This window comes from Segnochrobactrum spirostomi, assembly GCF_009600605.1.
GTDB classification, from domain to species: Bacteria; Pseudomonadota; Alphaproteobacteria; order Rhizobiales; family Segnochrobactraceae; genus Segnochrobactrum; species Segnochrobactrum spirostomi.
Genome location: NZ_VWNA01000001.1, coordinates 1,953,134 through 1,971,337, shown reverse-complemented (window position 1 = coordinate 1,971,337; position 18,204 = coordinate 1,953,134). Strand labels below are relative to the sequence as shown.

23 protein-coding genes are annotated in these 18,204 nt (G+C 66.1%); 5 read left to right on the top strand and 18 right to left on the bottom strand.

Annotated features, from left to right (window positions below; genetic code table 11):
• Nucleotides 1–75: 75 nt before the first annotated feature.
• Nucleotides 76–705 (bottom strand): protein phosphatase CheZ, encoded by a 630-nt coding sequence (locus F0357_RS08880; RefSeq protein WP_153479997.1) that lies wholly within the window; start codon nt 703–705, stop codon nt 76–78.
• A gap of 270 nt (nt 706–975) precedes the next feature.
• On the opposite strand from F0357_RS08880, the gene F0357_RS08875 reads away from it, so the two are divergent.
• Nucleotides 976–1,368, top strand: coding sequence for a response regulator (locus tag F0357_RS08875; protein ID WP_153479996.1), 393 nt, complete (start codon nt 976–978; stop codon nt 1,366–1,368).
• 165 nt (nt 1,369–1,533) lie between these two features.
• Entirely contained in the window at nt 1,534–2,391 is an 858-nt protein-coding gene (locus F0357_RS08870; RefSeq protein WP_153479995.1) for a hypothetical protein, read from the top strand.
• Between the two features lie 231 nt (nt 2,392–2,622).
• Here the strand turns inward: F0357_RS08870 and fliP are convergent, their stop codons facing one another.
• From fliP to motA, 17 genes are all read right to left on the bottom strand, one after another.
• The gene (gene fliP, locus F0357_RS08865; protein WP_153479994.1) at nt 2,623–3,378 is read right to left on the bottom strand and encodes a flagellar type III secretion system pore protein FliP; all 756 of its coding nucleotides are present in this window, start codon (nt 3,376–3,378) and stop codon (nt 2,623–2,625) included.
• A 132-nt stretch (nt 3,379–3,510) separates the two neighbouring features.
• Nucleotides 3,511–4,014, bottom strand: coding sequence for a flagellar basal body-associated FliL family protein (locus F0357_RS08860; RefSeq protein ID WP_153479993.1), 504 nt, complete (start codon nt 4,012–4,014; stop codon nt 3,511–3,513).
• A gap of 12 nt (nt 4,015–4,026) precedes the next feature.
• Entirely contained in the window at nt 4,027–4,755 is a 729-nt protein-coding gene (locus F0357_RS08855) for a flagellar basal body L-ring protein FlgH (RefSeq protein ID WP_153479992.1), read from the bottom strand.
• Nucleotides 4,752–5,354 carry a MotE family protein gene (locus tag F0357_RS08850; RefSeq protein ID WP_246161412.1) on the bottom strand — a complete coding sequence of 201 codons (603 nt, stop codon included), beginning with the start codon at nt 5,352–5,354 and terminating at the stop codon, nt 4,752–4,754. The genes F0357_RS08855 and F0357_RS08850 overlap by 4 nt, the downstream gene beginning before the upstream one ends.
• A 25-nt stretch (nt 5,355–5,379) precedes the next feature.
• On the bottom strand, nt 5,380–6,450 hold the full coding sequence (flgI, locus tag F0357_RS08845) for a flagellar basal body P-ring protein FlgI (protein WP_246161613.1): 1,071 nt from the start codon (nt 6,448–6,450) through the stop codon (nt 5,380–5,382).
• A 59-nt stretch (nt 6,451–6,509) separates the two neighbouring features.
• On the bottom strand, nt 6,510–7,190 hold the full coding sequence (gene flgA, locus F0357_RS08840; protein ID WP_153479990.1) for a flagellar basal body P-ring formation chaperone FlgA: 681 nt from the start codon (nt 7,188–7,190) through the stop codon (nt 6,510–6,512).
• Between the two features lie 2 nt (nt 7,191–7,192).
• Nucleotides 7,193–7,987 (bottom strand): flagellar basal-body rod protein FlgG, encoded by a 795-nt coding sequence (gene flgG, locus F0357_RS08835; protein WP_153479989.1) that lies wholly within the window; start codon nt 7,985–7,987, stop codon nt 7,193–7,195.
• Nucleotides 7,988–8,160: 173 nt separating this feature from the next.
• The gene (gene fliE, locus F0357_RS08830; RefSeq protein WP_153479988.1) at nt 8,161–8,475 is read right to left on the bottom strand and encodes a flagellar hook-basal body complex protein FliE; all 315 of its coding nucleotides are present in this window, start codon (nt 8,473–8,475) and stop codon (nt 8,161–8,163) included.
• Entirely contained in the window at nt 8,475–8,894 is a 420-nt protein-coding gene (gene flgC, locus F0357_RS08825) for a flagellar basal body rod protein FlgC (RefSeq protein WP_153479987.1), read from the bottom strand. The genes fliE and flgC overlap by 1 nt, the downstream gene beginning before the upstream one ends.
• Nucleotides 8,891–9,277: a flagellar basal body rod protein FlgB gene (flgB, locus tag F0357_RS08820; protein WP_312861517.1), complete on the bottom strand. Its 387-nt coding sequence runs from the start codon at nt 9,275–9,277 to the stop codon at nt 8,891–8,893. Before flgB ends, flgC begins: the two co-directional genes overlap by 4 nt.
• Before the next feature lie 200 nt (nt 9,278–9,477).
• Entirely contained in the window at nt 9,478–9,927 is a 450-nt protein-coding gene (locus F0357_RS08815) for a BspJ family T4SS effector nucleomodulin (RefSeq protein WP_153479986.1), read from the bottom strand.
• Nucleotides 9,914–10,990, bottom strand: coding sequence for a flagellar biosynthesis protein FlhB (flhB, locus tag F0357_RS08810; protein WP_153479985.1), 1,077 nt, complete (start codon nt 10,988–10,990; stop codon nt 9,914–9,916). The genes F0357_RS08815 and flhB overlap by 14 nt, the downstream gene beginning before the upstream one ends.
• A gap of 15 nt (nt 10,991–11,005) precedes the next feature.
• A complete protein-coding gene (locus F0357_RS08805; RefSeq protein WP_153479984.1) occupies nt 11,006–12,031 on the bottom strand; it encodes a flagellar motor switch protein FliG in 1,026 nt (341 codons plus the stop codon).
• 13 nt (nt 12,032–12,044) lie between these two features.
• On the bottom strand, nt 12,045–12,353 hold the full coding sequence (gene fliN, locus F0357_RS08800; RefSeq protein WP_246161612.1) for a flagellar motor switch protein FliN: 309 nt from the start codon (nt 12,351–12,353) through the stop codon (nt 12,045–12,047).
• A 95-nt stretch (nt 12,354–12,448) separates the two neighbouring features.
• A complete protein-coding gene (locus F0357_RS08795; RefSeq protein WP_153479982.1) occupies nt 12,449–12,811 on the bottom strand; it encodes a hypothetical protein in 363 nt (120 codons plus the stop codon).
• Nucleotides 12,792–13,718 carry a flagellar motor switch protein FliM gene (locus F0357_RS08790; RefSeq protein ID WP_153479981.1) on the bottom strand — a complete coding sequence of 309 codons (927 nt, stop codon included), beginning with the start codon at nt 13,716–13,718 and terminating at the stop codon, nt 12,792–12,794. The genes F0357_RS08795 and F0357_RS08790 overlap by 20 nt, the downstream gene beginning before the upstream one ends.
• A 3-nt stretch (nt 13,719–13,721) precedes the next feature.
• A complete protein-coding gene (gene motA, locus F0357_RS08785; protein ID WP_153479980.1) occupies nt 13,722–14,606 on the bottom strand; it encodes a flagellar motor stator protein MotA in 885 nt (294 codons plus the stop codon).
• Between the two features lie 191 nt (nt 14,607–14,797).
• Between motA and flgF the strand changes: the two genes are divergently transcribed.
• The 3 genes from flgF (at nt 14,798) to F0357_RS08770 (ending at nt 18,167) form a co-directional block, all read left to right on the top strand.
• On the top strand, nt 14,798–15,529 hold the full coding sequence (flgF, locus tag F0357_RS08780) for a flagellar basal-body rod protein FlgF (RefSeq protein ID WP_153479979.1): 732 nt from the start codon (nt 14,798–14,800) through the stop codon (nt 15,527–15,529).
• 20 nt (nt 15,530–15,549) lie between these two features.
• The gene (gene fliI, locus F0357_RS08775) at nt 15,550–16,872 is read left to right on the top strand and encodes a flagellar protein export ATPase FliI (RefSeq protein WP_153479978.1); all 1,323 of its coding nucleotides are present in this window, start codon (nt 15,550–15,552) and stop codon (nt 16,870–16,872) included.
• A gap of 83 nt (nt 16,873–16,955) precedes the next feature.
• A complete protein-coding gene (locus tag F0357_RS08770; RefSeq protein ID WP_153479977.1) occupies nt 16,956–18,167 on the top strand; it encodes a flagellar hook protein FlgE in 1,212 nt (403 codons plus the stop codon).
• Nucleotides 18,168–18,204 lie beyond the last annotated feature (37 nt).

The following is an 18,204-nucleotide window of genomic DNA, read 5'->3' as shown; positions in this document are numbered from 1 at the left end:
GCCGATCGCAGGGCCATGCCGCGAGACTGCTCGGGCCCGGCCGACGCGTGATCGCGTTCGGCCGGGGCCGCGGGATCAGGGGAACAGCGAGTCGATGTCGTCCTGGGACACGACGTTTTCGTCGGTCGCCAGCGCCGGACCGTTGAGCAGCGCCTCGTCGCCCTTCGGCTTGCGGGCTTCGGAGGCCGGATCGCTCTCGATCTCGGTGATGCCCCAGATCTCGGTCATCGCCATGATGCGCTGTTCGATGAACTGCATCAGGTTCACGACCTTGCTGATGCGCTGGCCGCTGATATCCTGAAAGTTGCAGGCCTCGAAAATGCGGATCGCCTGGGAGCGCATCTCGACGAGCTGCTCGCGGGCGTCGCCCTCGAGGGTCGGGATCAAGCGGCCGGCGATGCCGTCGATCGTTTCCGCCGCCTCGAGAATGGTCTCGGTCGCGCTCTCCGTGTCGGCCACGACGGCGTCGAGCTCGTCGGTCGCACGGTAGAGCGTCTCGCCCTTGCCGTTCGATTTGATCGAGACGATTTCGGTGCGCGTCTTGCGGATCGCTTGATGGATCGCTTCGACGCCGATCAGCAGGGCTTCGCCGCCGCGCTGTTTGGCTTCGCGGTCACGCGTCTCGATGCGCTCAAGAAGCACGCGCAGATCGGTCAACTCGCCGATGATGCGATCGAAATGTCCGAAGGACGAGACGCTCTTCATGAGGGGCGTCTCCGCTTCGGCGGATCGGGCACGCGGGTCGGCGGCTTCGATCCTGAAAGGTCGCCGGTTCGCAGACATCGGCATCTCCAGCAGGTTCTGTGAAAATAGAAAGCCAGAATTCTATAATTTAATCGCCCCCCCTGGCGAAAGCCCCGCCTCCCAAGCCGCGCAAGCTTCGCGAAAGGTTAGACCGGCAAGAGAATTGGTGTTCAAGCCGGTGAGCCGCCTCATGGATGGCGCATCTCCTGCTGTGCGCTTACGGAGTGTGCGATGGCCCTCGACCTAAATATGCCGATCCTCGTCGTGGACGATTATAAGACCATGATCCGGATCATCAAAAATCTGCTCAAGCAGCTCGGTTTCGAAGATGTCGATGAGGCGTCTGACGGCACCGAGGCGCTCGCGAAGTTGAAAGATCGCGAATACGGGCTGATCATCTCCGACTGGAACATGGAACCCATGACCGGTTACGAGCTGCTCCAGCGCGTGCGCGCCGAAGGTCCGCGGACCGATGTGCCGTTCATCATGGTGACGGCGGAAGCGAAGTCCGAGAACGTGATCGCCGCCAAGAAGGCCGGCGTGAGCAACTACATCGTGAAGCCGTTCAACGCTCAGACGCTGAAGGGCAAGATCGAGGCGGTGTTCGAGAGCATCGGCGCCTGAGGCTGTCCGCCCGGTCCGTCCGGATCGGGCGCACTGCCGGGTGCTCGCAGCAGGATGGAACGGGCCGTTCGGTCCGCTCCCGCCTTTGCAGCGCGCGCCGAGCCTCGAGCGCGGTCGCAAGGCTGCGCCCTGTCGACCGTCCAGGCTCGCGCGAAGGTGGAGAACATGCCGAAACGGCACCGTCCCACGGCCCGCTGTCTGGCGGTGGGCGTCGCCTTGATGGTGACCGGGGCGGCAAGCGTCGCGGCTGCCGAACCCTCCGTGACGCCCGCCTCCACGGGATGGGCGATCATTCCCGTTGCGATCCCGCCTGGGGATCGCGGCGCGGTCGAATCCGAGCTCGACGCCGTTCTCGACGGAACGGCGGCCGGTCGAACAGCCGTCATCGATCTCGATTCGGGATCGCGGCTGACGATCGTCGTCGAGAACGAAGGCGCGGCGCCGGATTGCCGTCGTTTCACCTACAAGTATGAGACTGCCATCGGTGCGGCGCTTCGCGTCCGCGGTGCGCGATGCCAACTCGCCGACGGCACGTGGCTCGCGACGTCCCCGGATCAGGTGGCGATGGCGCCTGGCGCGGCCGAGTTGATGCAACTGCCCGTCGTCGCGGCCCGCCCGCCTGCCCCGGCGGCGGCGACACCGGCTCCCGCGCCCCCCACCGCTCCGCCATCCACCCGACCGGCTCCCGGGCCCGCCGTCGCCGCGACATCTCTCAAGGCGCCGGGGCGGATTCTGCTTCCCTTCATCGGTAACGGCATGACGACCGGCAGCGGGGGCGACGACGAAGCCGTCCGCATCATGCGGCGTCTGCGTTACCTCGCCGGCGGCACGGGAACACCGACACCGACAGCCCTGCGCATCGCGGCCGCCGATTTCGCCGCCGACGAGGGCGTCGCCGCGCCCCGCACGGTCGCTGATCTCCTCCCCCTGCTCCGCAGCGCGGATCAGCGCAGCCAGGCCGACCCGGCGTGCACCGCAACAGCGGGGGCGACAGCCGCCGTCCTCTGCGCGCGGGTGCGCTGACGCCGGCCGGCGCAGCGGTTGCAGAGGAGGCGAGGCCTCTCTTGCCTTCCGGCCTCTTGGCCTTCTCGGGCGCCGTTGGCGGCCCGTCTCCGTTGTCGTCCATGAGGGGAGGGCGTCGCAGGTCCGCGGCCCTCGGCGAGCGCATGAGCGTCCTCGCGCACGGTAGCCGACGCCCCGGGCGATCGCGCCGTCTCGGTCGTCCGGAGGGATCAAGGGAGGAAGGGGCGGTGCTCAGAAATAGGAGCGCACCAGGCTGCCGATCAGAAGATTCCAACCGTCGATCAGGACGAAGAACAGGATCTTGAACGGCAGCGCGATGACCGTCGGCGACATCATCATCATGCCCATCGACATCACGAGCGTCGCGACGATCATGTCGATGACGAGGAAGGGCAGGGCGATGAGGAAGCCGATTTCGAAGCCGCGGCGTAGCTCCGAGATCATGAAGGCCGGGATCAGGATCCGGAGTTCGATCTTGTTCGGGTCCTGATTGTCGGCATTGGCCGCCGCCCCGGGGATCCGGCTCGCGGCGAGGTCGGCGAACAATTGCAGGTCCTTCGGACGCACCTGGGCGACCATGAACTCGCGGAATGGTTGGGTCACCCGGTCGTAGGCCTGCGCCTCGGTGATCTCGTTCTGGGTCAGCGGCTGGACGCCTTCCTTCCAGGCCCGATCGAAGGTCGGTGCCATCACGAAGAACGTCATGAACAGGGAAAGGCTGATGAGCACGAGGTTCGCCGGGGTGCTCTGGAGGCCGAGCCCGGCCCGCAGGAACGACAGCGCCACCACGAAGCGGGTAAAGCTCGTCACCATGATGAGGAGCCCCGGTGCCAGCGACAGCACCGTCATGAGCGCGACGAGCTGGATGATCCGTCCGCTGGTCGCCCCGCCGCCCGACGGCAGCAGCGCATCGAGCCCCGCGAACTGGGCGTGGGAGGCCGTCGTGAGCAGCGGCAGCACAGCGAGAGCGAGAAGGATGCGCTTCATAGGCTTCAAGGTCTTTCTGCGGCCGGCGGCCCCTCCGCCCGGCGAGCGCCGGCGGCAGATGCGGGTCGTCTTCGCAAACAGGGTGCGACGCGTCGCGTCCGGCGGCAAGGGCGGGACCTTAGCAGGCCCGCATCACTGGATCAGCAGGGCTTCGATGATGAGCTCCTTCACCGCCCCGTTGGTGCGGAGCACGGCGCGCTCGGTCAGGTCGTCGCGCAGATGGAGCAGGGCGCTCGGCCCCTCGAGCTGGCTCAACGGCACCGTGCGCAGGAACGACAGCATGTCGTCGCGGATCTGCCCGGCGACCACGTCCGGATTGTCGATGGTGCCGTTCGCGAACACGATCGAGGTCTCGAGCCGAATCCAGGTGTCCTTGGGTGTCGCGAGGTTGGTGATGATCGGCTCGAGCTTCAGAAGGCGGGTGTCGCCGCCATATTTGAGCTCGGGCTTCGGCTTGTCGGCTTCCGCCTTCGCCCGATCGGCGACGATCTTCTCGACTGTCGAGGTCAGATAGATGCCGAGGCCGCCGCCGGTGCCGCAGCCGATCAGCGTCAGCAGGATGAGCGCGATGATCGCGCCCGCGCCGCCCTTCTTCTTTTTCTCGCCGCCCGCGGCGGCGACGTCCGTCGATGCCATGACGCGCCCCTCTCAGTACGGAATGATGGCGTTGTAGACGGGCTCCATCCAGCCCTTCTGCTTCAATTGCTGGTCGCTGATCCGGCCGCGCCCGCCATAGGAGATCCGCGCCTCCGCCACCTTCTCATATGAAATCGTGTTGTTGCTCAAGATATCGAGCGGGCGAATGATGCCGGCGAGCGTGAGAACCCGCACTTCGTAATTGACGCGGATCTCCTGCGAGCCGCTGACGACGAGATTCCCGTTCGGCAGCACTTCGGTAACGGTGGTCGCAACCTGTAGATTGAGCTTCTCCGAGCGGTCTATGCTGCCGGCACCCTTCGACTTCGCCTTGGTCGCTTCCCCGACCAGGGCGTTGCCGGTCAGCAGACTGAAGTCGTCGATCCCGAAGCCACCGCCGGCGATGGTGGCGCTGCCACCGAGCTGGCCGGTGGATTCGCGCAGGCGATCGCTCGTGTTGTCGAACTGAGCGTTGTTGTTGAGCGCGATGTTGACCGTCACGGTGTCGCCGACATTTGATGCGCGCAGGTCGGCGAACAATTGCTGGCTGTTGCGTCCATAGGTCGAATGCGGGCTGTGGCCGACCGGATTGGCGAAGCTCATCGGCAGCGATTCCCGCTGCGGCTTCAAGCCGTAACCGACCGGCGACAGCGGCGGGTCGGTCTGCGTCAGGCTGTCTTCCTTGGTCGATTGGCAGCCCGCGAGCGCGAGCAGCACGGCGGCCATCACATAATGTCTCATCCGCCCGTCCCCTTGGGAATATCGCGGGCGGCGAGCCCGGTCATATAAGCAGCAAGCTGGGCCGCCTTCGCGGGATCCATCTCGTTCAGCACGGCGCTGGCGATGCGCGGCTGGAGCTTGGCGAGGATCGCCGCTGCCGCCTCGTCCGGCATGATGCTGAGCTGCGTCGCCGTGGCTTCCGGCTTCATCTGCGTGTAGATCGCGATGACGCTCTCATCGGCCTTGCGAAGGAAGTCCTCGCGGCGCTGCAGCCAGCTCTGGTACTCGGCACGCTTGGCCTCGAGCGCGGCGATACGCTTGTCGACCTCCGCTTCGAGCTCTTTCAGCGTCGCGGCCTGCCGGGCGAACCGGGCATCGGCGGCGGCGTTGGTGATGTTCTTGCAATATTCGATCGCGTTCTCGGACGCGGCATCGACCGGCACCTGCGGCTGTGCCGGCGCGGCATCGGCCGCCGCCGGAGCGGCGCCCTGCGCGTCGGCGGCCGGGGCGGCCGTCTCGGCGTTGGCCGCGGCGGTCATCATGACCAGGACGGCGAAGGCTGGGCCGAGAAGGCCGCGCTGCATCGCGGCGGCTTTATCCCGGCGAAAGAGAAACCTCATGTTTCCCCTCCCATGTTCAGCGGTGTCACTCGACGACCAGTTCCGCTTGCAGTGCCCCGGCGGTCTTGATCGCCTGTAGGATCGAGATGATGTCGGACGGCTTCAGGCCCATTCGATTGAGGCCCCGCACCAAAGTCTGGAGATCCGCGCCCTCCAGCAGAGCGAGATGACCGTCCTGCTCCGAAGCCTGGATCGTGGTTCGCGGCACCACGGTCGTCTGTCCGTTCGAGAAGGGAGCCGGCTGCGAGACCTGCGGCTGTTCCGTCACACGAACGGTCAGGTTGCCGTGAGCGATCGCGACCGTCGAAATCCGCACGTTGGAACCGATCACGATCGTCCCGGTGCGCTGATCGACGACGACGCGAGCGGGTTCGTCGGGGGTAACCTTGAGGTCGCCGATCTCGGCGAGGAAGCGCGCGGCCTGCACGTTGGGCGGCCGCTTCACCACCACCGCACCGAGATCGCGCTCCGTTGCCAGCGGCTTGCCGTAACGAAGCGCGGTGAAGGCGTTGATGGCGTCCGCGATCAACGCCGCGGTCTTGAAATCCGGGTTCTTGAGCTGGAGCGTGAAGGAAGGGAATGCCTTCAGCGCACCGGGCACCTGGCGCTCGACGAGGGCGCCGTTCGGAATGCGCCCGGCGGTCGGCACGCCCTGGGTCAGGGTCTCGGCCTCACCCTGCAACTGGATGCCCGATACGGCGATCGGCCCTTGCGCGATGGCATAGGTTTGACCATCGCCCCCCATCAGAGGCGTCATCAGAAGTGTGCCGCCCTTGAGCGACGAGGCGTCGCCGAGGGAGGAGATATTGACGTCGATGTGAGAGCCGAGTCCGGCGAAGGCGGGCAACTCGGCCGTCACCGTGACCGCCGCCACATTGCGGGCGCGCATCGGAATGCCCTGGACGTTGACGCCCAATCGGTCGAGCATCGATTGCAGAGCCTGCTCGGTGAAGGGCGAATTGCGCAGGGTGTCGCCGGTACCCTGGAGGCCCGTGACGAGTCCGTAGCCGACGAGTTGGTTCTCGCGCACGCCCTGGATGCTGCAGATGTCCTTGATCCGCGTCAGCGCTTGCGCCGGCGTGGAAGCGAAAAACATGACGATGGCAACGAGCGCGGCAGCGAGCCCGGCGGCGGTGCGGAAGGCCCGGAGGATGCTCATGAGCCCCCCATCGAGCCGACGCGCAGCGTGCCGTCGGCCGCGACGATTCCGGAGATGACTTTGCCGCTGTCGACGTTGCGTGCCTGGATGAGGGAGCCGACCGCTCCATCCTGGAGCGGCATCACCAGGGTGGTGATGCTCAGGCCGCCCTCCTCGAGCACCGCCTCGATGGCGACGCCGCGGCTGATCACCTTCGGGTCGGCCACTCCGTTGAGGGGAATCAGCTTGCCGGCGGCAAGAGTCCGTCGCGCCACCTTGCCGACGATCTGGTTGCGGTCGCGTGCCACGGCGGCATGATCCACGCCGGTCGCGATTCCGCTGTCGACGATCATGGAATCGTCGATGAGATCACCCGGAAAGATCGTCACGGCCGGGACCGGCAGAGTGCCCGCGCTCGGCGCCGCGTCCATGGACGGCGCTACCGCAGGCGCGGCCGCGGCGGCCGCGGCGCCTTGGCCTTGCGCCCCGGCCGCCTTGGCCTGAGCGGCAAGCGCGGCGGCGGTGTCGGCGACCGTCATGGTTTGCGCCATGGACATGGCGCCCGTGGTCTCCGCGGCGGCACCAGCAGTCTGGGCGGCCGCCGGAGCGAACGCGAGCACGGCGCCGGCGAGGAACGCCGCGGCGGCCGCAGTCAGCCGTGAGCCGGCTGTGCGCGAGGGGAGACGGATCGCGGTCATGGCTACCGGATTCCCTTCGCGACGGTCTCCAACATCTGGTCGGACGCCTGGATAACCTTCGAGTTCATCTCGTAGGCACGCTGCGCCGATATCAGTTCGGTGATCTCCTTGACGGGATCGACGTTCGACGCCTCGAGATAGCCCTGCTGGATCGTGCCGTAGCCGTTGGTGGTGTCGCCGGCGACGCCGACCACCGGCTGCCCCGAGGACTGCGTCTCGCGGTAGAGATTGTTGCCGAGCGGCTCGAGGCCGGCATCGTTCGGGAACGTCGCGAGCGAGAGTTGGCCCAGCAATTGCGGCGCCGGCGTGCCCGGGATCGTGACGTAAACCTCGCCCGACTCGTTGATGTTGATATCGGTCGCGTTGTTCGGGAAGATGATGACGGGATTTACCGTGTAACCGTCCGGGGTCACGAGCTGACCGGCGTCGTTCTTGTTGAAGGTGCCGGCACGGGTATAGAGCGTCTCGCCGGTCGGGCCGACGATCTCGAACCAGCCGCGGCCGTTGACCGCGAGATCGAGCGGGTTGCCCGTCTGAGTGAGCGAGCCCTGGATGTGCAGGTTGCGCACCCCGACCGTGCGGACGCCGAGGCCGACCCGGGCGCCTTCCGGGATGGCATTCTGGCCGCCCCGGTTCGGCACGCCCTGGGGGCGCTCGGCTTGATAGAGCAGATCCGAGAACTCGGCCCGCGCCCGCTTGAACGCCGTGGTGTTGATGTTCGCGATGTTGTTCGCGATCACCTCCACGTTGGTCTGCTGCGCGCTCATGCCGGTCGCGGCGATCGTCAAAGCTCTCATAGCTTTCCCTCGGGTCGGGCTCGAGCCTCGGTCGCCGGCCCCGGGGCGGGACGCGGCGCGAGTTCATGCTCGGTGTCTTCGGAGTGTGCGGCCGCCCGTCATCGGGCGAACCGCTCGGTGGACCGGACCGCGTGATCCGGTCGGCCGTGATCCGGCGGCGCGAGCGGGCGCCGTCAGATGCCCATGCGGCTGATTTCCTGGTAGGCGGCGACGACCTTGTCGCGCACGGCGATGGTCGTCTGCAGGGTCTGCTCCGCCGACATGATCGCCTGGACGACATGCTGCACGGACGAGCGACCCTGGATGCCGGAGATGGCGGCCGCTTCGCCGGTCTTCAGCGTGTCGATCGCCTCGGTCGAAACCTTGGCGAACACGTCGCTGAAGTCCGAGGACGCGACGCCGGGGGTCGCGGCGGTCGGGGCGGTCTGCGACAGGGTCGTCGCGGCGGTGCCCCCGAGGGACCGGAATGAAGAGATGGCGCTGATCATTACGCGTTCCTCAGAAGGTCGATGGTCATCGAGATCATCGAACGGGCCTGCTTCATCACCTGAAGGCCCGCCTCGTAGGAGCGCGTCGCTTCGCGCATGTCGGCCATCTCGACGATCATGTTCACGTTCGGCAACTTGACATTGCCGTTCGCGTCCGCCGCCGGATTGCCGGGGTCGTATTCGACCTGAAAGGGTGTCTTGTCTGTTCCGAGCTCGCGCACCGAGACGCTCGCCGCGCCGAGTTCGCGATCGAACGACTGTCCGAGCACGATGGTCTTGCGCGAGTAGGGATCGGAACCTGCGGTCGCCCCCGTCGAGCGGGCGTTCGCAATGTTCTCCGAGACGACCCGGAGACGCAGAGATTGGGCATCCATGCCCGCGCCGGCAATCGACGATGCGGCGACCAATGGATCTATCATGATCCAGACCTCACACTTGCGAGAAGCATGCGTTGGAAGGAGCGCATGATGCTCGTATCCAGAGAGAAGGCGCGGTTGACCTCACCCGCCTTGATGAGTTCCTGATCGAGGCTGACCGAGTTGCCGGAGACGGACACGCTCCAGTCGTCGGCTTGTTTGACTGAATCGACGCGGAGGGCCGCGTCGCTCGGATCGAGATGGCTGGACGAGGTCTTGGCCATCGCCAGCCGTGTCTGGTCGAGCACTTCAGAGAAGGGCTCGACTTCACGCGCGAGATAGCCCGGCGTGTTCGCGTTCGCGATGTTGCTCGCAATCGTGGTCTGCCGAACGGACGCCCAATCGGCGTTCCGCGCAGCGAGATCCAAGAGATAGAGACGTTCCACCACCGCACTCCGGCCTGTCTATGCCGTGACCCTAGGGAGACAACCTTGCCTGAGGCTGGCGACCGAGAGGGGGTGGAGGCGTTCCGAGACGATTCTTCGAGGCGCTTTCGGAGGTGCGCCGGCGCTTGCGGACAGGCGTGCGGAGACCCGCCCCGACCGGTCACGGTCGGAACGGGGCGCGCTGCGCGAGGCCGAAAAATTCAGGCGGCGCGGGCGTCGTCGAGCGCGGCCTCGAACGAGCGCAGATTCTCCGCGATGCTCCCCGGCGGGTCCCGGAACAGGATCGCGCGGATGTCCACACCGACGAAGGTGACGTGGAAGGAGATATTGAAATAGATCGTGAAGCCGCGGTTGACGAACTCCATCTCGAGTTCGACCTCGGGATATTCGCCCCATTCGAACGCCACGCTGGCATTGCGACCATAGCGCAGCGTGCCCGGCTTCATCACGAGTTCGGTCGACGAGGCGACGATGTCGTCGATGTTGCCGTCCTTCTCTTCGACGATGTGCGAGACCAGCGAGGCCGCGTTCACGAGCGAAAGTTCGGCGAGGAAATCCTTGAGCTTTTCGGCGAGCAGCTTCTCGTACACGAGAAATTCCGCTTCGTTCGCCGGAGCCTTGATCATCAGGCGATCGTTACCGAGTGACATCGCGGCTCTCGCGGGAATAGACAAAGTAGAGGATCTTTGCGACAGCACGGTAGAACTCCGGTGGGATCCATTGGCCGACGTCGACGGCGTCGTACATCGCGCGCGCCAGCGCACGGTCTTCGATGATCGGAACGCCGTGCAGGGTGGCAATCTCGCGGATGCGGAGGGCTACGAGGTCCGCGCCCTTGGCGACGACCTGGGGAGCTCCGCCGCGGTCGCGGTCGTAGCGCAGCCCGATCGCATAATGAGTCGGGTTGGTGACGATGACGGTCGCGTTCGGCACGTCCGTCAGCATGCGTTGGCGGGCCCTGGCCTTGGCGAGCGAGCGCAGCCGCGCCTTCACCATCGGGTCGCCTTCGGCCTGCTTGTGTTCCTCCTTCTGTTCCTGCCGGCTCATCATCAGGTCGCGCCGCCACTTGAGCCGTGACCAGACGAGGTCACCGGCGACGAGGACGATGGTCCCGACGCAGACGGCCGAGACGAGGCGCGTCGCCATCGACAGGATCAGTCCCGGCAGGAGCGACGGATCGGTGAACATCGCGTTGATGGCTTCGTACTGGTCCGCATGGAGGAGGACGAGCACGACGAAGATGACGAGCGCGAACTTGAAGAAGGACTTGGCGAACTCGATGATGCCCTGTGGTCCGAAGATGCGCTGGGCGCCGGAGGCTGGCGACACCCGGTTCCACTTCGGGCGGATGCGGTCGCCCACGAATCGAGGCGCGTTCTGGAACACCGCGGCCGCGACGCCGGCGATGGCGAGGATCACGATGATCGGCAAGAGGAAGCGGCCGGTGGCGCCGCCCACCATCCAAAGCAGGGCGGTCGCATCGCCGGCCGATTCGAGCCGGAATCCGGCCGGATCGTCGAGGAAGCGGCCGAGCACACCCGTCAGCTCGGCCATTTTCTGACCGATGAAGAAGGCGAGCACGACGAGGACGCCCAGCATGGAGGCGAACAGGGACGCTTCGCGGGAAAAGGGCACGTTGCCCTTCTCGAGCGCGTCGGAAACCTTCTTTTCGGAGGCTTCCTCTGTCTTGCTCTCCTTGTCCTCGTCGGCCATCGCGGGTGAATCCGGTTAGCGGATGAACGCGTCGTCTTCGGACTCGGAATTGATCTCGATCTCGCCACGCCCTGCCATTTCGAGCGCGAGATCGGTGATCGTCCGGCGGGCCTCCATAACTTCCTTCTGCGAAGCGGACTGGTTGGTGCTGAGTTCCTGCTCCACCATGCGCCGCACGCGGGAGCCCAGCGATTGCAGGATGATGTCGCGGAAATCGGCATCGGTGCCCTTGAGGGCGAGCGACAGCCGATCTGTCGGCACCTTGTCGAACAGGCTGGTGCGCGACTTCGGCGACAGCGTCACGATGTCGTCGAAGGTGAAGAGCAGACCCTTCAGGATCTCGGCCGACTTCGGACGCGTCGAGGAGAGGTTTTCCAGCACGTTCTCCATGTGGTCGCGGTCCATCTTGTTGATGATGTCGGCGACGCGGGCATGGGTGTCGGCGCCCATATTGCGCTGGAAGTTCACCATCAGATCCTCGTGCAGGGTGCGCTCGAGGATGCGAAGGGTTTCGTCGACGATCGGCTTGAAGGACAGCATTCGCCGCATGACGCTGTTGCGCAGGTTGGGCGGCAGATGGCTCAGAACCTTCGCGGCGCAGGCGGGCTTCACCTTCGACAGGACGAGGGCCGCCGTTTGCGGATGTTCCTTGATGACGTAGCCGGCGAGCACCGTCTCGGACACCGTGGAGATACGGTCCCAAACGGTCGCGCCGGCATTGCCGATCACATCCGCCATGATGGCGCTGATCTGGTCGGGCGGCAGGACGCCGTCGAGCAGGCGCTCGACGTCGCTTGCGGTGCCGACGAGATTGGCGCCGCTCACGAACTGGGATGCGAAGTCCTCGATGAGGGACTCGACCTGAGCCGTCGGGACCGGCCGCAACTCCGCGATCGACCGGGACACCACGGTCAGATCTTCGGAATCGAAGTGCCTCATGACGCGGCTTGCCAACGGCTTGCCCATCGTCATCAGAAGCACCGCGACCTTATCCGAGCCCTTTAGCGGTTTCGGCCCGGAGGCTTTGGGAGCGATCGCCATCGTCCGGGTCCGCTCAGCTTGCGCCGTCGCCGTTGCGCGGCCCGATGATCTCGGTCAACGACACGCCGAAGCGGGAATTGTCATCCTCGACGACGACGATCTCGCCCCGGGCGATGACACGCCCGTTGACGACGACGTCGACCGGCTCGCCGACCCGGTGGTCGAGCGGCACGATCGCACCGCGACCGAGCTTCATGAGGTTCGAAACCGGCATCGAGGCCGAGCCCAGAACCACCTGGAGCAGGACCGGGATGCGCAGGATCGATTCGACGTTGCGCGGCGTGCCGAACGTCTCGGCGGCGGCGGCGCTGGAAGATTCCATGGCGGCCGTCTCGGCGCCGCCTTCATGCATGTCGTCCACGGCGGACTCCATCGTCTAAGGGTCGTTCGGAGGCGGCCGGGTCGGACCGCGTGATGTCAGGCGAAGGCGGCGGCGGGGCGGGCTTCGCTCCGTACCGGGCCGGCGGCAGCCGCCGGTGCGGCGGCTCGGCTCGCGGGCGGAGCCTCCACCTCGGCGCGGCGCCGGTCGAGTTCGGCGAGCACCGCCCGGGCCTCGGCGATCCGCTCGTCGAGCGCGCCGGCCAGTTCGCGGCCGTCGAGGTTGAAGTTCTGCACCGCCGTACGGGCTTCCGAGAGCGCGTCGACGCTTCGCGCGAGGCTCTTCTGGAAGTCGCTGTGATAGCGGTCGAGCCGCTTCAGCTTGCGATAGAGCGACAGCACGCACGCACTGGTCAGCACGAGCGCGGCAAGCAGCACGAGATCAACGAGGGAGGATGTCATCGAGGAACTCCTGTTCTTCATCGATCCAATCTTCGACGCGGAGATTGTAGACACCCTCGGATTGCCCGAGGCTGCACCAGAACAGGCCCTGTTCGTTGCACTCGAGCTTGACGCGGCTGCGCGGCGTCGCCTGCAGCTTCAGAACCTGGCCGATCTGGAGGTCGGTAATCTCGCCGAGGGTGAACGGCTTCTCGTCGAGGATCGCGCGCAATTCGACGGTGGCGCGCTGAACCTCGGTCTGGATCTGCTTCGTCCATTTCGGATCGCGACCGGTGGATTCGCCGGCGACGCGGGTCAGCGCCTGGCGCATCGGGGTCAGCGCCGATTGCGGGATGATGATGAACATCTCGCCGCCGCGATTGATCGCCTGGAGCAGGAATTTCGCCGCGACCGCCATGTTGTTGCGGCGGCCGATGACGGCGAAGTCCATGCGGGTCTCGGCCCGTTCGAACTTGAAGGTGGTGTCGGAGACGAGCGAGAACGACATCCGCAAGGCGCGCCCGACCTGCTCGAAGACGGTCTGGGCGATGCGCAGTTCGATGTTGGAGAAGTTGCGCTCCTCGTCGATCGGCGGCTCGCTGCCGTCGGCGCCGAACAGCACCTCGACCATCGAGAAGATGAAGTCGCGGTCGAAGCCGACGATCACGTGGCTGTCCCAGCCGGGGGCGTGGAACACGCCGGCGATCGCGTTCGCCTCGTACATTTCGAGGATGTCGCCGATGCGGCCGCTCTCGACGTTGCTCAGCGAATAATAGCTCTGCGACGGCGCCAGGTGGCGCAGGCTGTCGGCGCAATAGGCCGCCACGCGGTCGAAGATGACGTGCAGCATCGGCAGCCGGTCGATCGAAAGACCGGCCGCGTCGAGCAGCTTGTCGCGGATGTCGCCGTGGGTCTGTTGGGTCGCCATGGGTTACGCGGCCTGCTGGAGGGGCACCGAGCCCGGGACGTTGGCGATGGACTCGGCTTCCACCTCGTCGATGGTCGGGCGGTCGCCGGCGGAGATCGTCTTGCGGCCGTGCTCGAGCGCGATCGGCGGCAGCGCGCCGTTCATGAAGGCGATCAGCGTCTGCTTGACGATGATGTAGGGCTGGCACTGCTTCTCGCGGGTTCCCTTGACGGCGAGCGAGATCGGCGACAGCACGCCGTATGAGAAGAAGATGCCGGCGAAGGTGCCGATCAGCGCGGCGCCGATCATCTCGCCGAGGATGGTCGGCGACTGATCGATCGCGCCCATGGCGTGGACGATGCCGAGCACGGCGGCGACGATGCCGAGCGCCGGCAGCGATTCCGCGACCGCCGACAAGGCGTGGGCCGGCTTCAGCTTGTACTTCTTGATGGTGTTGATCTCCTGCTCCATCAGCGCCTCGATCTCGTGCGAGCGGGCGTTGCCGATGATGATCAGGCGCACGTAGTCGCAAATGAACTGCGTGATGTCCTTGTCCTTCAGAATTCCCGGGAAGTGCTTGAACAGCTCGGAATTCTGCGGATCGTCGATATGGCCTTCGACTTCGTTGCGCGGCCGGCTCTTGAGCTCGCGCATGAGGGAATAAAGAAGACCGAGGAGAGAGAGATAGTCCTTCTGCTTCGGCACGGCGTTGGTTGCCGCCTGGATCAGGCCTTTGCCGGTGTCCTTAATCGTCTTCATCGGATTGGCGATGATGAAGGTGCCGAGCGCGATGCCGAAGATGATCAGGTACTCGAAAGGCTGCCAGATCACGGCCAAATGGCCGCCGCTGGCGAGAAACCCGCCCATCAGCGACGCCAAGGCTATGACGAGGCCGATCATGATGCCCAAAGCGAACTCTCCCCTACCGCGCGTTCACGAGTTGGCACGCTAGGCTCGCTGGCTTGTGCGAGGCTGGAAACCGGCGCGGCAGGTTCGCGCAAGCTTTCGTTTCTACGGGTGAAATCGTCGGGAGACCGGAAATCCGTCCGACCCGTGCCGGCGCGTGTCCGGCCGTCCGCCTCGATTGTTGGAGACATGAGATGACGAGCGGTCTCTATGTGGCGCTGTCCGGCCAGATCGCGCTCGAGAAGCGCCTCAACACCATCGCCAACAACATCGCGAACATGAACACGCCCGGCTTCCGCGCCGAGGAGGTCAAGTTCGAGCAGGTGCTGGCGGGCACCGGTCGCAAGGGCGTCGCCTTCGTGACCCAGGGCGAGACCTATCTGTCTCGGCGCGACGGCGGCATTCAATATACGGGCAACCCGCTCGACCTCGCCGTCGAAGGCAATCATTGGTTCGCGATCGGCGGCCCGCAGGGGCCGGTCTATACCCGTGACGGGCGCATCAGCATCAGCGATTCCGGCGAGCTGCAATCCGTCGACGGCTACCCCATTCTCGACACCGGCGGCTCGGGCATCCGGATCGATCCCGCCGGCGGCGCGATCTCGATCGGCGACGACGGCGGCATCACCCAAGGCGGCCGTCAGGTCGGCCAGATCGGCATCTTCGACATTCCGCCCGAGGCGAAGCTCGCGCGTTTCGAGAATTCCGGCGTCACCTCCGACATTCCGGCACAGCCCGTCGAGGACGGCATCGGCGCCGGCGTGCGCCAAGGCTATCTCGAAAGCTCCAACATCAACCCGGTGAGCGAGATGGCGCGCCTGATCGAGGTCACCCGCGCCTTCGAGAATGCTGCCGCGGCGATCGGCGAGCACGAGAACGCGACCACCGAGGCGATCCGCGAGCTCGGCTCGACGAACGGCGGTTGATGGGAGAGCGATAGCCCGCGATGGAAAGGTTCGCCCGCCTGGAACATGTGCTCGCCGCGGCGGTCCGCGAGGTCCCGCCGGTCCGGGTCGGGGGCGTGGTGCGTCAGGTGTCGCCGACCCATTATCGGGTCGCCGGCCTGTCCGCCTTCGTCCGCCTCGGCGACCGCGTCGGCTTCGACGACGGCGGGCGCGCGGTGACCGGCGAGGTGGTTCGCATCGACGAGGACGGCGCCGTCGTCAAACCCTTCGACGGCCGCGTGACGATCGGTATCGGCGCGATCGCCTATCGCTACGGGCCGATGGCGCTCAATCCCGATCCGAGCTGGAAGGGCCGCGTCATCAACGCCCTCGGCGAGCCGATCGACGGCCTCGGGGCGCTCGTGCTCGGCCCTCGTGCGATGCAGCTCGATGCGGATCCGCCGCCGGCGATGACGCGCTCGCGCATCAAGACGCCGCTGCGGACCGGGGTTCGCGTGATCGACCTCTTCACGCCGTTCTGCGAGGGCCAGCGCATCGGCATCTTCGCCGGCTCCGGCGTCGGCAAGTCCACGCTGCTCTCGATGCTCGCCCATTGTTCGGGCTTCGACACGGTCGTGGTCGCCCTCGTCGGCGAACGCGGTCGCGAGGTGCGCGAATTCCTCGAAGGCGCGCTCGCGGCGAACCGGCACCGCTCGGTCGTCGTGGTCTCGACCGGCGACGAGAGCCCCATGATGCGCCGTCAGGCGCCGCAGGCGGCGCTCGCGGTCGCCGAGTTCTTCCGCGATCGCGGGGAATCGGTGCTTCTCATCGTTGATTCCGTCACCCGCTACGCCCACGCGGCGCGCGACGTCGCCCTTGCGGCCGGCGAACCGGCGGTGGCGCGTGGCTACGCGCCGAGCGTGTTCTCCGACCTGCCGAAGCTCCTCGAGCGGGCGGGGCCGGGGGGCGAGGCCGGCGGCTCCATCTCCGGCATGTTTTCGGTGCTCGTCGACGGCGACGACCACAACGATCCGGTCGCCGACGCGATCCGCGGCACCCTCGACGGCCACATCGTGCTCGACCGCTCGATCGCCGATCAGGGCCGCTATCCCGCGGTCAACGTGCTCGGCTCGATCTCGCGTCTTGCAGACATCGTCTGGAACCGCGAGCAGCGCGAGCTGATCCGGCGGCTCAGGACGCTGATCTCGCGCTACGAGGACACCCGGGATCTGCGCCTGATGGGCGGCTACCAGCCGGGTAGCGACAGCGAACTCGATCAGGCCGTCGGCCTGGTTCCCCGCATCTATGACGCGCTCCGGCAAAACCCGGACGACGAAACGAGCCGCGACGCCTTTGCGGAACTCGCGAAGGCCATGAAGGGCTGACCGCCGGCGGGGGTCGGCACAGCCTCACACAAGCAAGCTGGCCTCTAGTGTGGACCACCATGATGGTGGCGTAGGAGAGAAGGATGAGCCTTTACGGGATGCTGCGCACCGGCGTGTCCGGCATGAACGCGCAGTCCAACAAGCTGAGCGCGATTTCGGACAATGTCGCTAATAGCGGCACCAACGGCTACAAGGCCGCCTCGACCGAATTCGCCAACCTGATCACCTCGAACAACCAGACGAGCTATCAGTCTGGAGCGGTCTCGACCGACGTCCGCTATGCGATCAGCAAGCAGGGCAACATCGCCGGCACGACCTCGCCGACCGACCTCGCGGTCGACGGCGACGGCTTCTTCCTGGTGAAGCAGCCGGACGGTTCGAGCGCGCCGGCCATGACCCGCAACGGCTCGTTCACGTTCGACGCCAAGAGCGGCAACCTCGTCAACAATGCCGGCTATTCGCTGCTCGGCTACAGCCTGGCGAACGGTGCCCCGAGCGGTGTGCTGAACGGCTACGCGGGACTGGTGCCGATCAATATTCAGAACATGGGCCTTCAGGCGACCCCGTCGACGTCGGGCACGCTCGCCATGAACCTGCCCGACAACGCTAAGGTCGGCGACGTCAAGACGACCTCCATCTCGGTCTACGACACGATCGGCAACGAGGCGAAGGTCAACGTCAGCTACACCAAGACCGCGGACAGCCCGTCCGCCGCCTGGACCATGACGGTGACCGGTCCGACGAGCCCGCCGACGTCGGTTATGACCACCACGACGGCGAACCTCACGTTCGACAAGAACGGCAAGCTCATCTCCTCGCCTTCGATCACGCTGAACTTCCCCAATACGGGGCAGTCCGTTAGCCTCGACATCACCGGCACGACCAACGTCGCCGCCGCGTTCGAGCCGATCACCGCCGACATCAACGGCAAGGCGCCCTCGGCGGTGTCTGGCGTCGATATCGCCACCGACGGCATCGTCTACGTGACCTACGAGAACGGCAGCCGCTCGCCGGCCTTCCAGATCCCGCTCGCGAAGTTTTCGAGCCCCGACAATCTGCAGCCGATCTCGGGCGCGGCGTTCATGCCGACCCTCGAATCCGGCAACGCGCAGATCGGCTTCGGCGGCAGCGCGGGCATGGGTGTCGTGAAGTCGTCGGCCCTCGAGAGCTCGAACGTCGACATGGCGTCCGAGCTCACCGAGATGATCGTCGCCCAGCGCGATTACACCGCGAACTCGAAGGTCTTCCAGACCGGCACGGAACTGCTCGACGTTCTGATGAACCTCAAGCGCTGACGCCTAGCGGCGTGGTGCCGGGATCGAAGGTGCGATT